Source organism: Algicola sagamiensis DSM 14643, from assembly GCF_000374485.1.
Lineage (GTDB): Bacteria > Pseudomonadota > Gammaproteobacteria > Enterobacterales > Alteromonadaceae > Algicola > Algicola sagamiensis.
In genome coordinates this window covers 166,517-186,445 of the sequence record NZ_KB894491.1, presented here as the reverse complement: position 1 = coordinate 186,445, position 19,929 = coordinate 166,517, and the positions used below count along the sequence as shown (strand labels likewise).

22 protein-coding genes are annotated in these 19,929 nt (G+C 42.8%); 12 read left to right on the top strand and 10 right to left on the bottom strand.

What is annotated here, in order from left to right; all coding sequences use genetic code 11:
- On the bottom strand, positions 1 to 699 hold a 699-nt coding region (locus tag C505_RS21020), incomplete at its 3' end, for an ABC transporter permease (protein ID WP_169336981.1).
- Positions 684 to 1,376 carry an ABC transporter ATP-binding protein gene (locus C505_RS0100830; protein WP_018690699.1) on the bottom strand — a complete coding sequence of 231 codons (693 nt, stop codon included), beginning with the start codon at positions 1,374 to 1,376 and terminating at the stop codon, positions 684 to 686. The genes C505_RS21020 and C505_RS0100830, both read right to left, overlap by 16 nt.
- Before the next feature lie 187 nt (positions 1,377 to 1,563).
- Here C505_RS0100830 and C505_RS0100825 point away from each other — a divergent pair, with 187 nt between their 5' ends.
- Entirely contained in the window at positions 1,564 to 2,100 is a 537-nt protein-coding gene (locus tag C505_RS0100825) for a DUF3299 domain-containing protein (protein WP_211215036.1), read from the top strand.
- On the opposite strand, the gene C505_RS0100820 is transcribed toward C505_RS0100825, so the two are convergent.
- The 3 genes from C505_RS0100820 to zigA all read right to left on the bottom strand — a co-directional run bounded on the left by C505_RS0100820 (position 2,088) and on the right by zigA (position 4,533).
- Complete coding sequence (locus C505_RS0100820) at positions 2,088 to 2,522, bottom strand: MerC domain-containing protein (protein ID WP_018690697.1); 435 nt, start codon at positions 2,520 to 2,522, stop codon at positions 2,088 to 2,090. The two genes, C505_RS0100825 and C505_RS0100820, sit on opposite strands and share 13 nt — an antisense overlap.
- A 143-nt stretch (positions 2,523 to 2,665) precedes the next feature.
- The gene (locus tag C505_RS0100810; protein ID WP_018690695.1) at positions 2,666 to 3,337 is read right to left on the bottom strand and encodes a DUF1826 domain-containing protein; all 672 of its coding nucleotides are present in this window, start codon (positions 3,335 to 3,337) and stop codon (positions 2,666 to 2,668) included.
- Positions 3,334 to 4,533 carry a zinc metallochaperone GTPase ZigA gene (zigA, locus tag C505_RS0100805; protein WP_018690694.1) on the bottom strand — a complete coding sequence of 400 codons (1,200 nt, stop codon included), beginning with the start codon at positions 4,531 to 4,533 and terminating at the stop codon, positions 3,334 to 3,336. The genes C505_RS0100810 and zigA overlap by 4 nt, the downstream gene beginning before the upstream one ends.
- A gap of 228 nt (positions 4,534 to 4,761) precedes the next feature.
- Between zigA and C505_RS23340 the strand changes: the two genes are divergently transcribed.
- The 7 genes from C505_RS23340 to rnd all read left to right on the top strand — a co-directional run bounded on the left by C505_RS23340 (position 4,762) and on the right by rnd (position 11,550).
- Positions 4,762 to 5,370 carry a FlgO family outer membrane protein gene (locus C505_RS23340; protein ID WP_018690693.1) on the top strand — a complete coding sequence of 203 codons (609 nt, stop codon included), beginning with the start codon at positions 4,762 to 4,764 and terminating at the stop codon, positions 5,368 to 5,370.
- A gap of 13 nt (positions 5,371 to 5,383) precedes the next feature.
- Positions 5,384 to 6,121 carry a FlgO family outer membrane protein gene (locus C505_RS23335; protein ID WP_157368702.1) on the top strand — a complete coding sequence of 246 codons (738 nt, stop codon included), beginning with the start codon at positions 5,384 to 5,386 and terminating at the stop codon, positions 6,119 to 6,121.
- A 12-nt stretch (positions 6,122 to 6,133) separates the two neighbouring features.
- Entirely contained in the window at positions 6,134 to 6,778 is a 645-nt protein-coding gene (locus C505_RS21005; RefSeq protein ID WP_018690691.1) for a FlgO family outer membrane protein, read from the top strand.
- 116 nt (positions 6,779 to 6,894) lie between these two features.
- Positions 6,895 to 7,428 (top strand): Slp family lipoprotein, encoded by a 534-nt coding sequence (locus tag C505_RS0100785; protein ID WP_169336980.1) that lies wholly within the window; start codon positions 6,895 to 6,897, stop codon positions 7,426 to 7,428.
- A gap of 36 nt (positions 7,429 to 7,464) precedes the next feature.
- Complete coding sequence (locus tag C505_RS21000; RefSeq protein ID WP_018690689.1) at positions 7,465 to 8,319, top strand: alpha/beta fold hydrolase; 855 nt, start codon at positions 7,465 to 7,467, stop codon at positions 8,317 to 8,319.
- Between the two features lie 266 nt (positions 8,320 to 8,585).
- Positions 8,586 to 10,259, top strand: a complete 1,674-nt coding sequence (fadD, locus tag C505_RS0100775; RefSeq protein ID WP_018690688.1) for a long-chain-fatty-acid--CoA ligase FadD — start codon at positions 8,586 to 8,588, stop codon at positions 10,257 to 10,259.
- 142 nt (positions 10,260 to 10,401) lie between these two features.
- Positions 10,402 to 11,550 carry a ribonuclease D gene (gene rnd, locus C505_RS0100770; protein ID WP_018690687.1) on the top strand — a complete coding sequence of 383 codons (1,149 nt, stop codon included), beginning with the start codon at positions 10,402 to 10,404 and terminating at the stop codon, positions 11,548 to 11,550.
- 34 nt (positions 11,551 to 11,584) lie between these two features.
- Here rnd and minE read toward each other — a convergent pair whose 3' ends face one another.
- Genes minE through minC form a run of 3 tightly spaced genes read right to left on the bottom strand, consistent with a single transcriptional unit; the run spans position 11,585 to position 13,372 of the window.
- The gene (minE, locus tag C505_RS0100765) at positions 11,585 to 11,848 is read right to left on the bottom strand and encodes a cell division topological specificity factor MinE (protein WP_018690686.1); all 264 of its coding nucleotides are present in this window, start codon (positions 11,846 to 11,848) and stop codon (positions 11,585 to 11,587) included.
- Between the two features lie 4 nt (positions 11,849 to 11,852).
- Positions 11,853 to 12,662 (bottom strand): septum site-determining protein MinD, encoded by an 810-nt coding sequence (gene minD / locus C505_RS0100760; protein WP_018690685.1) that lies wholly within the window; start codon positions 12,660 to 12,662, stop codon positions 11,853 to 11,855.
- A gap of 17 nt (positions 12,663 to 12,679) precedes the next feature.
- Positions 12,680 to 13,372, bottom strand: coding sequence for a septum site-determining protein MinC (gene minC / locus C505_RS0100755; RefSeq protein WP_018690684.1), 693 nt, complete (start codon positions 13,370 to 13,372; stop codon positions 12,680 to 12,682).
- 128 nt (positions 13,373 to 13,500) lie between these two features.
- Here minC and C505_RS0100750 point away from each other — a divergent pair, with 128 nt between their 5' ends.
- From C505_RS0100750 to C505_RS0100740, 3 genes are all read left to right on the top strand, one after another.
- The gene (locus tag C505_RS0100750; RefSeq protein ID WP_018690683.1) at positions 13,501 to 13,788 is read left to right on the top strand and encodes a YcgL domain-containing protein; all 288 of its coding nucleotides are present in this window, start codon (positions 13,501 to 13,503) and stop codon (positions 13,786 to 13,788) included.
- Position 13,789: 1 nt separating this feature from the next.
- Positions 13,790 to 14,821: a lytic murein transglycosylase gene (locus C505_RS0100745; protein WP_018690682.1), complete on the top strand. Its 1,032-nt coding sequence runs from the start codon at positions 13,790 to 13,792 to the stop codon at positions 14,819 to 14,821.
- Between the two features lie 105 nt (positions 14,822 to 14,926).
- A complete protein-coding gene (locus C505_RS0100740) occupies positions 14,927 to 15,418 on the top strand; it encodes a YcgN family cysteine cluster protein (RefSeq protein WP_018690681.1) in 492 nt (163 codons plus the stop codon).
- A 288-nt stretch (positions 15,419 to 15,706) separates the two neighbouring features.
- Here the strand turns inward: C505_RS0100740 and C505_RS0100735 are convergent, their stop codons facing one another.
- Both C505_RS0100735 and C505_RS0100730 read right to left on the bottom strand, forming a co-directional pair.
- Positions 15,707 to 16,945 carry an HlyD family efflux transporter periplasmic adaptor subunit gene (locus tag C505_RS0100735; RefSeq protein ID WP_018690680.1) on the bottom strand — a complete coding sequence of 413 codons (1,239 nt, stop codon included), beginning with the start codon at positions 16,943 to 16,945 and terminating at the stop codon, positions 15,707 to 15,709.
- Positions 16,946 to 16,955: 10 nt separating this feature from the next.
- The gene (locus tag C505_RS0100730; protein ID WP_018690679.1) at positions 16,956 to 19,073 is read right to left on the bottom strand and encodes a peptidase domain-containing ABC transporter; all 2,118 of its coding nucleotides are present in this window, start codon (positions 19,071 to 19,073) and stop codon (positions 16,956 to 16,958) included.
- Between the two features lie 359 nt (positions 19,074 to 19,432).
- Between C505_RS0100730 and C505_RS0100725 the strand changes: the two genes are divergently transcribed.
- Positions 19,433 to 19,918, top strand: a complete 486-nt coding sequence (locus C505_RS0100725) for a chitin binding peritrophin-A domain-containing protein (RefSeq protein WP_018690678.1) — start codon at positions 19,433 to 19,435, stop codon at positions 19,916 to 19,918.
- Positions 19,919 to 19,929: the final 11 nt, after the last annotated feature.

The window sequence follows — 19,929 nt, the reverse complement described above, 5'->3', positions numbered from 1 at the left end:
ATGGTCTGAATGGTCTGAATGGTCTGAATGGTCTGAATGGTCTGAATGGCGTTTATTTGGTTGGAGATGAGCGTGAACGGCTTCAACACCTTTCAAGCTAATGAGCAGTGTTTGATCGACCGGAGTACCAGTTGGGGTAAGAATCCCAACGACCCTAAAAGGGTGGTGATTATGTTGATTAAAATGGGTTGATGACATGCCATGCGATAATATCAACTTATTGCCAAGTTGATAATCCAGCTTTTTCGCAACTGCTGAGCCGAGGACAACATCAAAAGGTTGAGAAAACTCTTGCCCATGACGCCATGATAATTGTTGGTTTGCACCATATCGAAAGTGTTTAAAGTATCCTTGTGTTGTTCCCATCACACGATACCCTTTGTGTGAGTCACCAAGAGAAATAGGGATTGTCCATTGTACATCATGATGCTTGGATATTTTCTTATATGTGTCCCATTGGATGTTTTGAGTTGGTACACCAATACGAAAAACGCTGTAGAGTAATAAATTTAACTGTCCTGTGCGTGGCCCAACGATTAAATCCACACCAGAGACGGCATTTGAAAAGCTCTGTTTTGAATGGTAACGGATATGCTCAACACTGACGAGGACAAAAATACTGACGGTCATTGCGATGAGAGAAAGACAAATCGCCCCTTTTCTATCAATTAAACTGCGAAAGGCTAGTTGTAAGAACATGATGCAATCGATTCCCATTGATTGATATGTTGAAATGGTTCAACGCGATGAAAATAATCAGCCAACGATAAGTCATGGCTCACAAACACCAGCGATACTTGATGTGATTTTGAGAGTGACATCATAAATGACATGATTGTTTTTGTATTCTTGCTATCAAGTGCTGATGTTGGCTCATCCGCGATAAGTAATTTGGGTTTATTGATCAGCGCGCGCGCAATAGCAACACGTTGTTGCTGACCAAGACTGAGTTGTCGTGTTGGCTGGCTCCATTCATGCTTAGTCATATTGAGTGATCTCAGCAAATGCTTGATGTCTAAAATCGAACTCTTTGCTTCTGTTGAAGGGGAAAAATAACTTGCTAACTGAATGTTCTCAATTGCATTTAAATACGGGATCAGGTTCAATTGTTGAAATACATAACCGATGTGCCCAGCGCGAAACCGATCGCGTTGTCGAGAACTCATGCGATCAAGTCGTTGCTGGCACACGTCAATTGTCCCGTGAGTGGGTGTGAGTAAGCCACTAAGTAAATTGAGAAAAGTTGTTTTGCCACAGCCAGAAGGACCATAAATAAAAGTGTGCTCGTGATGAGATAGCGACCAGTGAGGAATGTTCAGCATCGATTCATGAGGTGAATTTGGGTAGTGAAAACGAATATCTTTGAGCTGAATCACTGCACTCTCCTCTAGCCATATTAGGTTGTACTTACATATTTATTTTGTGATGTTATCATGTAACAAATTTAACTAAAACTCTGTTTGTCTTATGTGCGCTCAGCTTCCATCTCGACAGTCTCAAATTTGTATCTTGATTTTCTGTTTGCTTTTCTTTATCTCATGTGGGAAATCAAATAAACATGATGTGCAAACCCAATCGAACGTGCTTACCGAAGACAGTCAGATAAAATACCAATTTAAAATGGTTGAGTGGACTGAGCTAATGCCAGAGGAAGATCTGGATGCAATCCTCAATCCGCCAAGTTATATTACTGATGTTGAAGATGGTTCAATTGAAGATCAGATTGAGAGCCAACTGCAAAATAAAAAAAAGCGATTCAAAGATGACCGATACCAGCGGGCGCTTACTTCAACAAAAGTGATCCCAGAAATGAATAATAAACCAATTCGAATTGCCGGGTACGTTGTGCCATTGGCTTTTAATGAGGCGCAAAGAGTGACACACTTTTTTTTGGTTCCTTATTATGGTGCTTGTATTCACGTTCCTCCACCGCCTCCAAATCAAATTATTTATGTTGAGGCGAAACAAGGTTTTAAGTTAGTAGATTTGTATGATGCATTTTGGGTTTCAGGATGGTTACAGACTTCGTTGATTGAAAATGATACTGCAACCGCAGCTTATCGTATGCAGATGCAGTCAATTCAACTTTATTCAGAGTGAAGCTGAGATGTTGATATCTTGTCAGGGCAACAGTTCTCATGCATTCCTTTTTTGCTCAATTGATAATTCGCGCTATGTCCGAAAGCGATACAAATGGACCCGATCACAGTTAAGATAAGTTCTCCTTGCTCTCCAAGTATGCCGGTACCAAGAAGGAGGGCGAGCACTAACAAGATTAATCCAATGCTGACCCCAAAAATCACCCACGAGTTACCATGTTGTTGATATCCAGCTTTTAAAGCAAATAAACTGCTTGGGATGACAGCGATGACCAATGTGATGTGAAAGGCTTCGGTATTCAAGGATAACGCTGCGATACTAGGTAACAGAAGCAAAAGCGATGGGAGTAGCATACAATGAAGAGCGCATGTAAGTGACAAGCCAATGGCTACTCGATCAGTCACAATTTGGGATGTTTTCATATCCAGTTTTCCTCAGTCAATTTTGTTTCAATATTATTGTTTTGGATTTTTATCTTATGTTGACTTCACATGAGCTTGTAATTGATTTCACTTCTTCACCTTGGCTCGGTGTTTACAGACAAGAATAGTGTAAACAATGATAATTAATCAGCAAAATCTAAGGTCACGATCAAGCGTGGTTTCCGATTGTAAGGTGGGGATCGGTGGACAAGACCTGCACCCTCATTCCCTGCCCAAAGTTCTCCTTTAAGTAAAGCGACATCACCTTGGGTACATTGCTCAATAGTATCTTGGGTGTCGAATAAACCGGATTGCTCATCATCAAGTCCGTGTTGGCCACCGAGTTGAGCTCTATTGACAAGGTGATGGGGTATCCATTGTGTTGCATCACCTTGATAAGTGGTTACTAGACGGCATGGAACCCGATCCACATGAAATCGGGGGCACATGGCTCGATCAAGGACTGTAATCCGCATCCCTGCTCGGCGAAGATCGAACAGGCAACAAAACATATCAACGAGTTGTGTGATATCGGATAACAGAGGCTCAAGCGCCGCCGCTGATCCAAGCCTATCGTGTAGGACTGAGCCGACATTGTCTGGACTGACAACCCATGAAGCTTGAAAGTTTGGACTTTGATCGAATAAAGACTGGACAGCATTAGATATATCTTGGGATAAGTGGCGTTGCCAAATGACAAGATTTGTCTTTTCCTGGTAGATATCAGTGAGCACCGACGGGTCCTTTCCGGTGATCGCGAAGCGGGTTACAGGCGTTTGCTTCGTCGGGGAAATATTTGAGGTCATTGTGCTCATTGGATTTGGCTCCAGCTAGGAAAAGGGTCACTGAGCGTTGACCAATAATCTTTACCTTGATGAAGCTCCTGATCCGAAAGCAGGCATGCGTTGAGTGCTTTTGTCATGGCGAGTTGATCTAAATCTTGACCAATAAAGACAAGCTCTTGGCGCATATCTCCAAATGGTTCTACCCAGTTATTTTTGATTGCAGAAATAGATGTTTCATCCGTAGGCCATTTTTCTTGTGGGACGGCTTTCCAAAACATGCCGGCAAATCCATAACGCGCAATACCGCCAGCTTGACTCCATTGCCCAGCAAATTCTGGCCGTGATGCTAACCAAAAATAACCCTTTGAGCGAAGGAGCTTACCGAAATCTTCCGTATGATGAAGAAATTGATAGAATTTCTCGGGATGAAATGGACGACGAGCCACATAACTAAAGGAGCTGATACCATATTCCTCAGTCTCAGGAATATGCTCACCACGCATTTCTTTCAGCCATCCAGGCGCTTGTTGCGCACGTTCAAAGTCAAATAACCCAGTATTAAGCACCTGATTTAAATCGACTTGGCCGTTTTGAATCGGGAGGATTTTTGCGTGTGTATTTAAGGCTTTTAAAGTTGCGATTAACCTTTCGACATCGACAGTATCGACCAAGTCGGTTTTACTGATGAGCAGCACATCGGCAAATTCAACTTGATCGACGAGGAGATCGGACACGCTTCTTTCATCCTCTTCTCCAAGTGATTCTCCTGTTTCTTGAAGTGAGTTCGCTGCATCATAATCTTTTAAAAAGTTCACAGCATCTACAACGGTGACCATGGTATCCAATTGGGCAACATCAGAAAGAGAACGGCCATTTTCATCAGCAAATGTGAATGTTTCAGCAACTGGAAGTGGTTCAGAAATACCCGTTGATTCAATCACTAAATAATCAAAGTGACCATCTTTCGCAAGCTTATTTATCTCAATTAGTAAATCTTCCCGAAGGGTGCAACAGATACATCCATTACTCATTTCTACAAGTTTCTCTTCTTGATGGCTGAGCTGGACTTCATTTTGAACCATCGTAGCATCAATGTTGATTTCACTCATGTCATTCACAATCACAGCAACCTTTTGACCTTGTCGGTTATTGAGAATATGACTGAGCACAGTTGTTTTACCTGCGCCAAGAAAACCAGAAAGCACAGTGACCGGGAGTTTTGCCATCGTTTATCATCCACTCATTATCACGAATGTTATTCAGTTAAACACAATAAATGTTATGTTACAACATAACATTTATTGTCGGGTCACAGCTTCGCGTTATCACAACAAAAAGTGAGACTTTTTCAGCCGCCAGTAGTGACATTGAGTAAAGGTCAACAGACCCTAATTACTCTTGGCAAAAAAATTGCATAGACAAGCCTAATTTTAGTGTTATGTAGCGGTGAAACGATGCGAGTGTCAATTTTTTGTCTGGGTATATTGTTGTTATCTGGATGTGCTTTTTTTCAGGATGAGGCAGTTCCTGTACCTGAAAAACGATATACGAATTATACACCCTCTCAGGATCGTCGCGGGATCCAGTTTTATACAAACCGGATGGTGTCTCAGTTACTGCGCTCTCTACAAGAGTTGCAGGCGAATGCCAATATCGCGGTGACGACATTTGTATTTGCTGACACGTTAAAGCAACCTGGTCATAAAGCAGATCCGATGTATTTTGCTGGGAATCAGCTTCAAGAAGGGATGATCACTTCTGTTGTTCAACGTGGTCTTCGTGTTCAGGAATTTCGTGCGACACCATTTATTGACATTAAAGAAGGGGTTGATATTTCTCTGTCCCGTGATCTGGATGACCTGTCTTCCTCCCAAACCATTGACTATATTATCACTGGCACGCTCGTGCCGCAGGAGAATGGTTTAGTTGTGAACACGAAGCTGATCCAGTTGAACAATCGTCGTATTTTAGCTGCCGCTACAGACTATATTCCACAAAATATTTTTTGGCGTAGTGAAAAGGTTCGCATGCGCGACAACGCTATTCATCGCGTAGCTTATTAAGTTGGAGGTTACAATGAGGTTCGCTTTATTCATCATGATGTGTATTTGCTTGTCGGGTTGTGAATCCATGCCCTGGTTTGGTGACGAAACCGCAGCAGAACAAGAAACGAATCAGCCTGTCGTGGAACAGGAAGACTCCATTAGCCTTTCTGGTGTACCACAAGAGGGTGGGGCCGATTATTTTTCGCAACAAGCGGGTGGTGCCTTTGGCTCGGCAACAGAAGACGGCAACTTTTTGCAGGCTGTACTCAAATTTGGTTCGGATATTCCAGTCAAAAATATTAATCATTACGTGAAAGGTATGATGCAGGACCTCGTGCATAACCTGAAAGAAATTAGTGCGGATACGCCGCTTGCTGTGGCAAGTTTCATCTACCTTGATGGTCAATTTGATCAAACAGACCTCCTAGGTAACCAAATTGCGGAAAGTTTTATCCACGAAATTCACCAATTTGGTATTCCGGTGCTGGACTATAAAGTGACGGATTATATTCGGATCACAGACAAAGGGGATTTTGTCATGACCCGAGACTACCTTGAGCTGAAAGAAGCATTACCCATTAATTACATTCTTGCAGGCACAATGGTGAACCATAAGGGTGGTGTTTTATTGAATGCACGGATTTTGGGGATGGATTCGAAACGTGTTGTTGCCTCTACTCAGGGGTTTATCCCAGATCAAGTGGCGAAAGCGCTGATCAGCAGTCAGGTTGAGTCGAATATCCGTTTAAAATCATCGGGCACGAAGTAAAGGGAGATGACAATGAACGAGAAGCATGTTTTTAATCTTCAATTATTCAGCTTGGCATGTGTTGCAATACTAACGAGTTCATCCGTTTTAGCGAGTAGCGATCAATGTATCAATGATTTAGGGAAAGAAGTTGATTGTGTTCAGGTTGAAGCATTTCACCAAAAAGGGATGCACGATCATCAGATGGAAGTGATCCCTGATAAAGGGATGGGCTTAACTGAGCATCATAAACTCATTAGTGATTATGTAGAGCAAATGGCGATGCAGCTTCATCGAACAGCCACAAACCTACCTGATAGAGCACGCATAGCCGTGTCATCATTTGTGTCATTTGATGCATCATTAAAACAAACCAGCAGATTAGGAAATCAAATCGCAGAAAGTTTTATTCATGAATTACAAGTGTTTGGTTGGCCTGTCGTTGACTTTAAGACAATGGACACGATCCAGGTCACTGTAGCTGGGGACTTTGTATTTTCACGAAATTATATGGAATTAGCGAAGCGACAAAAAATTGATTATGTCCTTGCAGGAACCTTGAGCTATACCCCAAAAGGGATTATCGTACGAAGTCGGATCATTGATATTCATGAAAAAAGTGTTGCTGCCAGTAGTAAAGGGATGATCCCCTATTTTGTCTTAAAAGAAGTCTACTGAGTGCAAGCAACAATATTTTTGATGAAGGCCAGTTTCTGGCCTTTTTTATTGAAGGAAACCAGACCCTGTGTTGCCCGGTCTAATGTATGAAAAATTTGTTGTTTAAAGAGGAAAGTATGAAAAATATCATATGGCTTATGTTGTGTTTGGGGCTTTGCTCTTGTGCAGCGCAATATCCTAAAAATCTTCGAGTCCCAGACACAACACCGCTTATTTCATTTCAAGATGTTCTTTCCGATCAAAAGGGGAATGTTGGACTTCAAGGGCGCTGGGGTGGCGTGATTGCTGGGGTGCAAAATCATCAATCCACCACGGAAATCGAAGTCGTACAATTTCCATTAAGAAATAATGGCCGTCCGGAGGTTGAGGGGCAGACGCAAGGCCGCTTTAAAATCGTTGTCAAAGGGTTTTTGGATCCAGTTGTTTACCAGCAAGGCAAAGTGGTGACGGCTCTGGGGACGATTCGGGATAGTATTCAAGGAAAAATTGGCGAACACCCTTATTTGTTCCCGGCACTTACAGATGTCAAAATTTATCTATGGCCAGAAGTGAAAGAAGTCGAATATATTGAGCCTTGGCCTTACTGGCACCATCATCATTGGTACCATGGCCCTTATCTACATCGTGTGAAAGTAAAAAAATCTAAATAATAATCGGCAACTTCTAGGCAAAAAGACAATATTTCAATGAAAGAAATAAAAATACAAATAGGTGATCAAGTCATCGCTGGTTTGGATAATGAGGAAAAAAGTGAGCATATTTTACTTGCACTGCATGGCTGGTTGGATAATGCGGCAAGCTTTACACCAATCATGCCTCATTTGAATGGGTATCGTGTCGTTGCGATAGATTTCCCAGGACATGGTTACTCCTCCCATCGACCAGAAGGCGCTCACTATCATTTTGTAGATTGGATCGAAACGATAGTCCATGTGATCCAACACTTTGGGTGGTCCTCTGTAACGGTTGTTGGACACTCGATGGGAGGGATGGTTGCGACGGTTCTGGCTGCTTCATTTCCTGAGTTGATTGAACGACTGATTCTGATTGATAGTATTGGGTTAGTCACAACAGTTCCTGAAGAAGCGCCGAAGCAACTTCGTGATGCGATTCTGAGTCGTAAAAAAATGAAAGCGAAATCCAGAAATGTTTATTCATCCATTCATCAAGCAGTGGAAGCGCGATCAGTCGTAGGAAATTTTCATAGTGATATTGCACGATACCTTGTTGAGCGGGGAGCTATCTCTACTTCAGAAGGTGTAAAGTTTACGGCAGATATACGACTCAATATTCCATCAGCACTACGCTTCACGCCTTCTCAAGCTGAAGCATTTATCTCGCAAATCACATGCCCGGTACTGATGATGTTAGCCGAGGATCGCATTGGTGAATTGAATCAACGTGTCGAAAAAGCGATCGGGATGTACCAGAGGCATTATCAAAATCTAACGATGCTGTCTACAAAAGGGGGGCATCATTGTCATATGGAATTCCCGGACGAAACTGCCCAAAAAATGAAGGCTTGGTTGAATAATGATTAATATTGGTCTGATATTTATGCGTATCGCGTAATAATTGCTCGTATTTTTGTGTTGGCATTGAATTTAGAGTCAAGACTCAGTAATAATAGCCGGATTGTCCGAGAGATATACTTGTTCCCAACAGGGGTCGTTGAGCGAATGGCTCGGATCTTGGTTCTGTCGTTTGAGGCGTTGTTTTGTTTTCAAATGGACTTGCAACAACGTGCTACAAGAGAAGTTTGGGTACAAACTTAAATACATAAAAAATGCATAATAAGGAGAGGATAGTGGAAAAGGTATGGTTAAAAAGTTATCCTGAAAAGGTCCCTACCGAAATCGATCCTAATCATTATCAGTCGCTATTGGAAATATTCGATGAGGCGATAGACACTTATCGGTCTAGAGATGCCTATATCAATATGGACAAAGCCATCACGTATGATGAGCTTGATCAACTCTCTAGAAACTTTGCGGCCTATCTGCAGCATGACTTGAAGTTGAACAAAGGGGATGCTGTTGCTGTAATGATGCCGAACCTATTGCAATACCCGGTTGCAATTTTAGGTATCTTGAGAGCGGGTTGTGTCGTTATCAATGTAAACCCACTATATACTCCAAGAGAGCTAGAGCACCAACTCACAGATGCGGGTGCAAAAGCAATTCTCATTGTCGAAAACTTTGCACACACGCTTGAAGAAGTTATTGGCAATACAAAAGTTGAACATGTGATCCTGACGAAAATGGGTGACATGCTCGGTACAGTGAAAGGCACCATCGTCAATTTGGTGGTGAAATACGTCAAAAAGTTGATCCCGAGCTATCAGCTTCCAGGGTATATTCCATTTAAAGATACTTTAAAGCGTGGTGAGTCGCTGTCTTATGACAGGCCAAGCCTCAATCATGATGATCTGGCTTTCCTGCAATATACAGGTGGCACGACAGGTGTATCGAAAGGTGCAATGCTTACCCACGGAAACCTCGTAGGGAATCTTGAGCAAGTGAGTGGCTGCTTGGATCATCAGTTAATCAAAGGGAAAGAGTTTGTTGTCACAGCGCTTCCGCTGTATCACATCTTCGCATTGACAGCGAACTGCCTGACATTTATGAAATATGGTGGTACAAACCTCCTGATTACCAATCCGAGAGATATGCCGAGTTTTGTCAAAGAGTTATCGAAGTATCCATTTACAGCGATAACTGGCGTGAATACTTTATTTAATGGGTTATTAAATACGCCTGGGTTCGCTGAGTTAGATTTCAGCCATCTAAAAGTTTCACTGGGTGGTGGCATGGCAGTTCAACGTCCAGTCGCAGAACGGTGGGAGAGCCTGACCAATACACGCTTGTTGGAAGGCTATGGTTTGACAGAGTGTTCACCACTTGTCACGATATGCCCATATACAAGTAATGGCTTTACTGGAAGTATCGGCTTACCAGCACCATCAACAGATATTCGCTTGGTTGGTGAAGATGGGCAGGATGTTGCCCAAGGTGATCCAGGTGAAATGTGGGTGAAAGGTCCACAGGTCATGAGAGGGTACCTCAACCGTCCAGATGCAACAGCTGATGTTTTGAAAGATGGCTGGTTTGCCACAGGCGATATTGCAGTGATGGATGAAAATGGCTTTTTCTATATTGTTGACCGGAAAAAAGACATGATCTTGGTTTCTGGCTTCAATGTTTTCCCGAATGAAATTGAAGAAGTGGTTGCGATGCACCCGAAGGTGATTGAAGTTGCGGCGATAGGTGTTCCTCACGAAGTTTCTGGTGAAGTCGTGAAGGTTTATGTTGTTGCAAAAGACAGCTCTATCAGTGAAGAAGAAGTGATCAATCACTGCCGTGAGAAGCTTACTGCTTATAAAGTACCAAAGCTTGTCGAGTTTCGTGATGAATTACCAAAAACAAATGTTGGTAAAATATTAAGACGTGCGCTAAAGGATGAACTAAAACAATCTGCATAGCACCTGCGTCAAAAAATAAAGAGGTACCCATGATACCTCGAATAGAAGGGTGGGGAGACATAGACTCAGGGAGGAGACTGAGTAAAATGCGCTTTTCATCCTTTCTTTTTATCTGAAGAATTTGTCGTAAAAGAAGGAGTCGATGTTGGACTTTCGTGTCATTACAACACAAGAGGAATTGACTGCGTATTGCCAGGCAGCTCAAAAGCAATCCTATCTCATGATGGATACAGAGTTTATTCGTGATCAGCGCCGTTCCCCAGCTTTGGGTCTGATCCAACTCAACGATGGGCAGAACATTGCCTTGGTTGATCCCTTAAATATCGATGATTTATCTCCTCTTTGGTCTTTGATGGAGGAGGAAGGGCTATTAAAAGTCCTTCACTCCTGCTCAGAAGATCTTGAAGCAATTAGAGCCGTTTCTGGCAAGATGCCAACCCCATTATTCGATACACAAGTTGCTGCTAACTTTCTAGGGGAAGGCCCGTCGTTGGGTTATGGTTTTTTGGTGGAGAAACATCTCGGTGTGAGTCTGTCGAAAGAGGAAGCGAGAACCGACTGGTTAGCAAGGCCACTGACGGACGCGCAGCTTAAATATGCTGCCGCGGATGTTTTGTATCTATTGGATATATTTCTCAAACAAAAAGCACTATTGGAAGAAAAAGAATTGCTGGACTATGTCCTCGCTGAAGGGGCACTGATCACGCAAAAGAAAAGCCGTGAGATCCCATTGTCTTGTTTGTACTTTGATGTAAAAAATAGTTGGCAGCTGAAACCAAGGGAATTAGCAATTTTACGAGAGTTAGCGATTTGGCGAGAGGAGTTATCAAGAGAAATTGACCTGACGCCCTCAGTCATCGTCAAAGAACATAACTTAAGTTTGATTGCGCAAAGACGTCCGGGAAATGAAAAGAGCTTGAGGAATATTCCAGGGTTAATGAGCGATCGCCTGCATAAATACACAAAAGAAGTGCTAGCGTGTGTTGAGCGTGGTAAAGATGTGCCACCAGAGCATTGCCCGCCTGTTGTATCAAGGTTGATTGAGTATCCAGACTATAAAAAGACGCTCAAACATTTGAAACACATGATCCAAGAATGTGCGAAAGCACTGAATATTCCGGAAACTGCGATTGCTTCGAAAAAGCAAATTAATCAGCTGATCGCATATTTTTGGCAACTCAATCCTGAAGTACGTCATCAAGAATGGAAAAAGCCGGATCTTCTCCATGGCTGGCGTTATGAAGTTGCGGGTCGAGTTTTAGAAAAGGAAATGACTCACGATGAAACGTGAGTCACTTTCTTATTTGTAAGCGAGAAGACTTTGCCTAAGCACTTCTCTCTTCGGGTAAGGCAACATTCAGCTCTAGGACTGATAAATCATCCTCTTTTTGCTCTAGTTGAACCGAAACTTGATCCTCCGAAATACTGACATAACGGCGGATCACCTCGAGTATATCTTGCTTCAACTGTGGTAAGTAATCAGGCCCATGACGTTGTTTGCGCTCATGGGCGACGATGATTTGCAGTCGTTCTTTTGCAATATTTGCCGTTGGCTTTGCAGAAGATCGAAAGTAATCCAGCAATGACATAGGGCTATCCTCCAAAGATTCTTTTAAAAATTCCTTTTTTCTCGGCTGTCAAAAACCGGAAATCGATGGTTTCACCGAGTAAACGTTCAATCGCATCGCTATACGCCATTCCAGCATCGCTTTCTTCATCTAGAATGACAGGGCAACCTGAGTTTGATGCATTCAAGACTGATTGTGATTCTGGGATCACGCCAAGGAGGGGAATTGCGAGGATTTCTTTGACGTCATCGACGCTGAGCATTTCGCCTTTTGCAACACGTTCGGGATGATAACGCGTTAATAGCAAATGCTCTTTGATCGGATCCATATTGCGTTCTGCACGGTTCGATTTACTATGCAAGATACCAAGGATACGATCAGAGTCACGAACAGAAGATACTTCTGGATTCGTGGTGACGATTGCTTCATCTGCATAGTAAAGCGCCATTAATGCGCCAGTCTCGATCCCCGCAGGAGAGTCACAAATAATGTAGTCGAAGTTTTCTTTGAGTTCTTCAAGAACTTTACCAACCCCATCGCGCGTGAGAGCATCTTTATCGCGTGTTTGTGATGCTGGTAAAATATAGAGATTATTGACACGTTTATCTTTGATGAGTGCCTGGTTAAGGTTTGCCTCTCCATTGATTACGTTGACAAAATCATAGACTACACGACGTTCGCAGCCCATAACCAGATCAAGATTGCGTAACCCGATGTCGAAGTCCACAATGACTGTGCTATGTCCTTTTAATGCGAGTCCGGTGCCAATGGCAGCGCTGGAGGTGGTTTTACCAACACCGCCCTTCCCGGATGTCACTACGATTATCTTGGCCATTTTTATTTTTCCTTTACTTACAAAGCGGAAATTAAAATTTTTCCGTCGTTTAATTCGACTAATGCAGCCTGTTGCCATAAATCGGAATTGATAGAATCACTGAGAAGGTAATTCCCTGCGATTGAAATCAATTCTGCCTGCATATTTTGGCAAATGATACGGGCGTGTGGATTGAGTTTCGCCCCAGCAATTGCACGACCACGGAGCGCACCGTGTACGTGGATATCACCATCTGCGATCACTTCCGCTCCAGCACTGACACTCCCTGTAATAATCAAATCCGTATCTGCTGCATAGACCTGTTGGCCTGAACGGACGTTTCCACGCACGATTTTGCTGGCAACAAAAGCAGGGGCGTTTGTCGCATCGGGTGGTATTTCAGGCTTTTCTGTAGATTCGGGGGCTGTTTTCCCTGCATTTAATACTGCTAATCCATGGGTACTTGCATACGACTTTTGTTGTTCGCTCGCATGGGTAATACCAACCAGAACAAGATTGAATTCTGAAAACAAAGCAACGAGCTCACTAAGAGGAAACGTGTCATCGACCTTTTCCAGGTCAGCGACCATAGGCGCATTTGCAAAAAAGTTTGGTGCACTGGCGAGTTTTTTTGATAGAGAACTTGAGATGAGCTCCAGGCTGTCACTGTAAATTTTGACAACAGACAAGGTAAAGAGTGATCCTTTCAACTCAATGATTCGAAGTGGCATATGCGCGTAACCCAAAAAAATATTTCAGTCTTTTTATTATCAGGCCAATTTGGCTCTGGCAATTCTATTGCTACATGTTATATTTTGGCCCAGTCATACGCAAGTATAGCCTAGGTTTGCAGTAAATTATGTTGTGTTCAGTTTATAAATCATCCAAACGGGATGAAACGTATCTCTTTATCACGAAACGAAATGATTTTAGTAAAGTGCCAGAAACTTTACTCGAAATGTTTGGTCAAGCTTTACATATAATGACGTTTTCCATTGCACAAAAAACGCAACTGGGAACGGCAGATATCGATAAAGTTCGACAGGCTTTAGAAGCGGATGGGTATTATCTACAGATACCCCCACCAAAGGAAAACCTGTTGGACGAATTCAAAGCACAAAATAAAGTCAAAACAACGGAGCAATAAAGTGTCTCTACGTCACCTTATCAAATGGGCTGGTCTGAGCGTTGTTCTCTTTGGAGCTACGCCGCTGCTGGCCGCAGAAAAACCTTCATTCGCGGATTATGTAGGTGGTTTAAAAAAAGAAGCCATCGAAAAAGGCTATTCAGCACAGTGGGTGGATCAGGTTTTTTCCCAAGTATCCTATCGCAAGCGAATTGTAAAGGCCGATAAAAATCAAGCAGAATTTAAATTGACGCTGGAGCGTTATCTGAATACGCGCGTTCCTGAGTGGAAGGTTAAACAAGCACGAGAGAAGTTTAAAAAACATGAGAAACTTCTACAGGAAATTGGTAAAAAGTTTGGTGTTCAACCGCGCTTTATTGTGGCACTGTGGGGTCTGGAAACCAACTTTGGTCGTATTCAGGGAAAACATAAGGTGGTCGACTCTCTAGTCACATTGGCTTATGACGGGCGTCGTGAGGCATTGTTTAAGAGAGAACTATGGGCAGCATTAAAGATTCTGGATCAAGACCATATTTCTCAAGATAAGTTTATTGGCTCTTGGGCTGGTGCTATGGGGCAAACACAGTTCATGCCTTCTTCATTCTTAGCCTATGCAGTTGATTATGACGGTGATGGGAAAAAAGATATTTGGGGAAATCAGAAAGATGCATTTGCATCCATTGCGAATTACTTAAAGTCTGAAGGTTGGAATGATGCGATGACCTGGGGCCGTCAAGTGAAGCTGCCAACAGACTTAAATGATACTTTGGTGATGACCAAAGAGCGCAGCAATAAAAAGTTGTGGAATCAACGTTGGAATGAGACGAAGCGTTCGCTGAAAGACTGGAATGATTTAGGGCTTCGTCGAATGGACGGGAATCAACTGCCGACAGTCGATATCAAAGCGACTTTGATTGTTCCAGATGATCGTAAAGGGCGTGCCTATCTGGCTTACGATAACTTTAAAACGCTGATGCACTGGAATCGTTCCTATTATTTTGTTGCCTCTGTTGGATTACTTTCTGATAGAATTAAGTACCCAGCGATGAAATAGATCAGAACATGACAAGGTTCTGGTTTATTTGATCCTTGGCAGAATAAGAAAAACAGCGTCTCAGGCGCTGTTTTTTTATGAGATTAGTCAAAAGCGGTAGAGTCTATGTTGGAACAAAACTTCTGGGAAAACAAAACACTGGATGAGATGTCTGATCAAGAATGGGAAGCTATTTGTGATGGGTGTGGTAAATGCTGTTTGCAAAAAGTGATTGATGACTCAGAAGAAAAAGGGACAACAGACTATATCAACGATGGAGAAACGATTTATTTCACCTCGGTCGTTTGTCAGTATCTCAATACCAAGCAATGTGCATGTACCTGCTATAAGACAAGAACTGTGCTTGTTCCTGATTGCGTCAAGCTCACGAAAGAAAACCTGTCTGATGTTTTTTATATGCCACCCAGCTGTAGCTATCGCCGTCTTCAAGAAGGTCGAGGCTTACCTTCCTGGCATCCACTGCTCAATAAAGGCAAGAAAACCGCTATGCACCGCGCAGGTATGTCTGTCCGGGGGAAAACTGTTTCTGATGCGGAAGTCGATCTAGAAGATTACGTGGATTATATCGCTTATTGGCCGACGGAAGATTTAGATTGAAGCCTCTCTTTTAACACCTCAACCAAAAACTCAATCACGACTTGGATCCGCTTTACACTGCGTTTTTCTTTGACATAGGCTAGAAATAATCCAACATCGTAGGTTTCACTTGGCTCAACAGTATATAAGTATGAAATGCATACCGAGTTTTCATGCGATGAATATTATTCGACAACCTGATTTTGAAGCGTTGGTATCACGTTATAAAGACCACTTAACGCAGTACATTCTTTAACTGACTAAGAAAGCGCAAAGGAACTGTGCCAGTCATCGATACTCAATCAGTATTCAAGTTCCTTTCAAACTCAATAATGGTTCAATCAACCACTCTCCAACCGAGCGTTTTTCTAAAAGCACATCAGCTTCCAACAGCATACCAGCTTGAAGGGGCATCTCTTCCCCATAGGCTTGGATGGTTTGTTGTGGCAGGTGAACTTTCACTTTGTACATCGGTTCTTGCAGCTCAATAGGGAGGTTGACCTCATTGGGTAATAAAATCACTTGTGAGGTTTCGAACAACTCACCATTTAAAATGCCAAATTTTTGGTAAGGAAAAGCATCGAATTTAAGGCGCGTTGTTTGCCCTGCACGGACAAACCCAAATGCACGTGTCGGTATCAATAGCTCAGCATATAAAGATGCGGTTTTGGGGATCACGCTTGCAAGCAATGCATCAGCAGCGACAAGCTGGCCCTCTTTTGCAAGGATAGCTGTGACACGTCCAGCTTTTTGCGCTTTGATTTGAATTTTTGACAGGCTTTGTTGTTGAATGAGTTGCTGTTGTCTTTCTGAAATTTGAAGTTGTAGCGTTTGCTCTGACTTTTGCTTTTCCAGTGGCAGGCGCGCTAAAGCAGTTTGATTGGTCTGAATTTTTTGTGCAACTTGGACCTGCAACGCCTCTAGTTCTCCTTTGTCCTGATTGAGGCTTAATCGAAGCTCTTGTTGTTGTTCTTTTGAATATTGATCCAATAAGCCGCGCTTGCTGAGTTTCTCATAGTTATTGATTCGATGTTCAACAAGTGTGATCCGATCTTGAATGAAAGTGATCTGAGATTGAATATGTGTTGCTTGTAGTTGAAGGTTTTTCAACTGAAGCGTGAGTTCTGTTTTTTGTGAGTCATACAGTAAACGATCACTTTCAATCTGAGTGTTGAGGAGTCGAATTTGACTGTTGAGTTCGTGAACACTGGATTGATGCATATCCAGTCCATTGGAAAGGGTGCGTTTCATCTCCAGCGTAAATAAAACATCCTCAGGCTGTACTTGTTGACCTTCGTTGACATTAATATGGGTCACGTAAGCGCGCTCTGGGGAGTAAAGTTTAATGACGCCTTCTGAAGGGACAAGGTAACCTCGCACTCGCTCTTTTCTGTGGAAGTCGCTCGTAAATAAGAAAATACCCATGATAACTACAGCCATCATTGTGCAGGCTGATAACACCTTATAACTCAGTGGCTGGCTAATGGTGACATTTCCCCATAAGCGTTGGTAACTTTGCTCAAGCGCTTCTTTTCGGAATAGGGACATCTTTGGCTCCTTAGGCGATGACTGCATCTTGCGGTGTTACCACAGCGGCGGCTTTTTGCTGCTTTATTTCCTGTGTGACGTCAATCAATTGGCCATCTTGAAGGTGTAATATCCGATCAGCCATCCGCATGGTTTCAGGACGGTGAGCAATGATCACACGGGTAATGTCTAAGGATTTAACGGCATGATTGACCAGTTGTTCTGCGCCAATATCTAAATGGCTGGTCGCTTCATCTAAAAATAAGATCTTTGGATCCTTATAGAGCGCCCGGGCGAGGAGAATACGTTGCTTTTGCCCACCGGAAAGGGTTGTTCCCATGTCGCCAACTAACGAATTGAACCCCATTGGCATCGCACTAATATCGTCATAAATGGCGGCCATTTGAGCGACTTGAGCAACTTTTTCTAAATCAATCTCAGGATCAAACTGACTGATATTATCGGCGATAGAGCCAGAGAGCAGTTCGTCAGACTGCATGACCGCAGCAATCTGATTCCGATATTGTCGTTGTCCTAAATGCCGAATATCAACTCCACCCACTTCAATACTGCCGCGAGCGGGTAACAACAAGCCCAACATGATTTTCATTAAGGTGGTTTTTCCACAACCCGATTGACCGATGATTGCGATTGACTCTCCTGCTGGGATAGATAATGAGAGATCTTGGAATAACTCCGGATCATTCGGAGAATATTGATAGGTAATTTGTGAGAGTTTGAGTTCACCTGTGATTTGGAGCTGCCGTGTGCCCTCAATATGCTGTTCTTCTTCGGTCAGCGTAATATCAGACAATCGATTTAGATGCAGACCAAGCATTTTGAATTCGATGAGGCGCTCAACGAGTGCTGCATAACGCTGAGTGAGTTGCGATTTATACGCCATAAATGCCGTGAGCATACCGATTGTAAAGCTGTTTTCCATAATCGCCATTGCGGCAAGAAAGACGACAATGATATTTTCCAAACCAAACAATAGGTTATTAGCAACGGTATAATTGACCTTGAGTCGTTCAATCCGCACATTCGCATTAATCGCGTCGGTATAAAAATTTTGCCACATGGCTTGGCGCTTTGACTCAATGCTAAAGAGTTTGATCGTCTGAATGCCTCGAATATTTTCCATAAAGTTAGTCTGTTCTTTTGCGCCAGCAACGATATATTCTTCTGATACCGCTCTAAATGGGCGATACCAAATGAGTCGTATCATCAGATAAATGATCATGGCAACGAAGACAATGCTGGCCAGCTTCGGACTATAGATAAATAACATGATCAGTGTTGTGATGGCCATCAAACCATCGATTACAGCCTCGACAACACCTGTGGTGAGCATTTCTTTAATTTGTTGCAAGGAGCTAAATCGGGAAAGAACATCTCCCATATGGCGCTTTTCGAAATAGTCACAGGGAAGGCGAAGCAGGTGGCGAAAGAGGTTTGTCGCCAATTGGATATTCAGTAAAGCGCTCAGATGGACGACGACATAACTTCGAAGGGCAGTCGTTAGCGTATTAAAGAGACTGACAAACCCAAAACCAAGCGCAAGGACGAGAAGCAGATTATCGTCATAACTCACCACAACTTCATCGACGACAAGCTGCATATAATAAGGAGTGATCAATGCGAAAAGTTGTAAGATCAAAGACAATCCGAGTAATTGTAGGAGCGCGGGTTTTATGCCGGTGATCTTTTGCCAAAATTGGGATAACTTGACTTGGGCTCGCTCATCCGCTTTTTTAAATTCTGCTGTTGGGGTCAATTCCATTGCAATGCCAGTAAAATGTTTGCTGGCTTCTGAAAGTGACAATTCACGTTTACCAACCGCTGGGTCCATGATCACGAGGCTGTTTCTCTTCACTTTTGTTAAGACAACAAAGTGATTCATATCCCAGTGCAGGATGCAGGGGAGTTTAAGCTGTGGAAGTAACTCCATATCAAGCTTTAATGCCCGGCTTGCCATCCCAAGACTATCAGCGATTCCAATCAACTGTTGCAGGTTAGACCCTTTGAGCGTTTGTGGATATTGTTGACGTAGTAAATTTAAATCCGTTTTATATCCATGATGAGCTGCGATCATGGCAATACTGGCTAAACCGCATTCAGCGGCTTCTGATTGTAGAATACAGTCCATGAGAAATAGCGCTAAATCCTAATAAGTCGATGTACCTGTAAATGATGCGACATATCATACCGCAAAGCATGAATGCTTCAAAGTAAATAGGGTGATTCTATCGGTCAACGATGTTGAATTTGCGACCACGCTTATTTTTTAATTTTAGTTTCCAAATAGAAAACAAAAGCTCTCACTCAATACGCACGTCGCGAAACTGGAAAGAGTAAATTGAGTTATAAGTTTTTGTTAAACCGATTGGTTGATCTGTATACAAAATGGAGACAAAAATGCTACCAATATTCTAGAAACATGGTAGGGTGACGTGCCAGTCGTAACAGTGGCAATTCCGAAGATAAACATTAAAAGAGGATAAACTGATGACTGTCATGAATTTTCTGACAAAAACCCTACGCCAAGCATTCTTTTGTATGATGGCTTTTTTTTCCACGATTGCTTTTGCTGAGCAAGCCTGTATCGAGCAATGCGATAGTCGCCAAGACGGGACTTATGCATCTTGCCAGAGCGACGAAGCATTTGTCACCTGTACGGGTGGGATTTCTTTCGAGTCGATGTGTCCAACTGGGCTGGTTTGGCTAAGTGAGCACAATCGCTGTGGTGTGATGGACGATGCTGTAATGGACAGCCCAGTGATTTCCGATTTGTCGATTTTAGAAGTTGAGTCTGAGTCTAGCTGCGTGACTTCTTGTGATGGCAAGGCGGATGGAAATTACCAATCCTGTCAAAATTGTAACCAGTATGTGGCCTGTATATCTGGACGATTATACCAAATGGTATGCCCGAATGGTTATGAGTGGGATGATGACATGAAGAGCTGCACGACTGCATCTTTGACGTGTAATTAATGAAAGTTGAA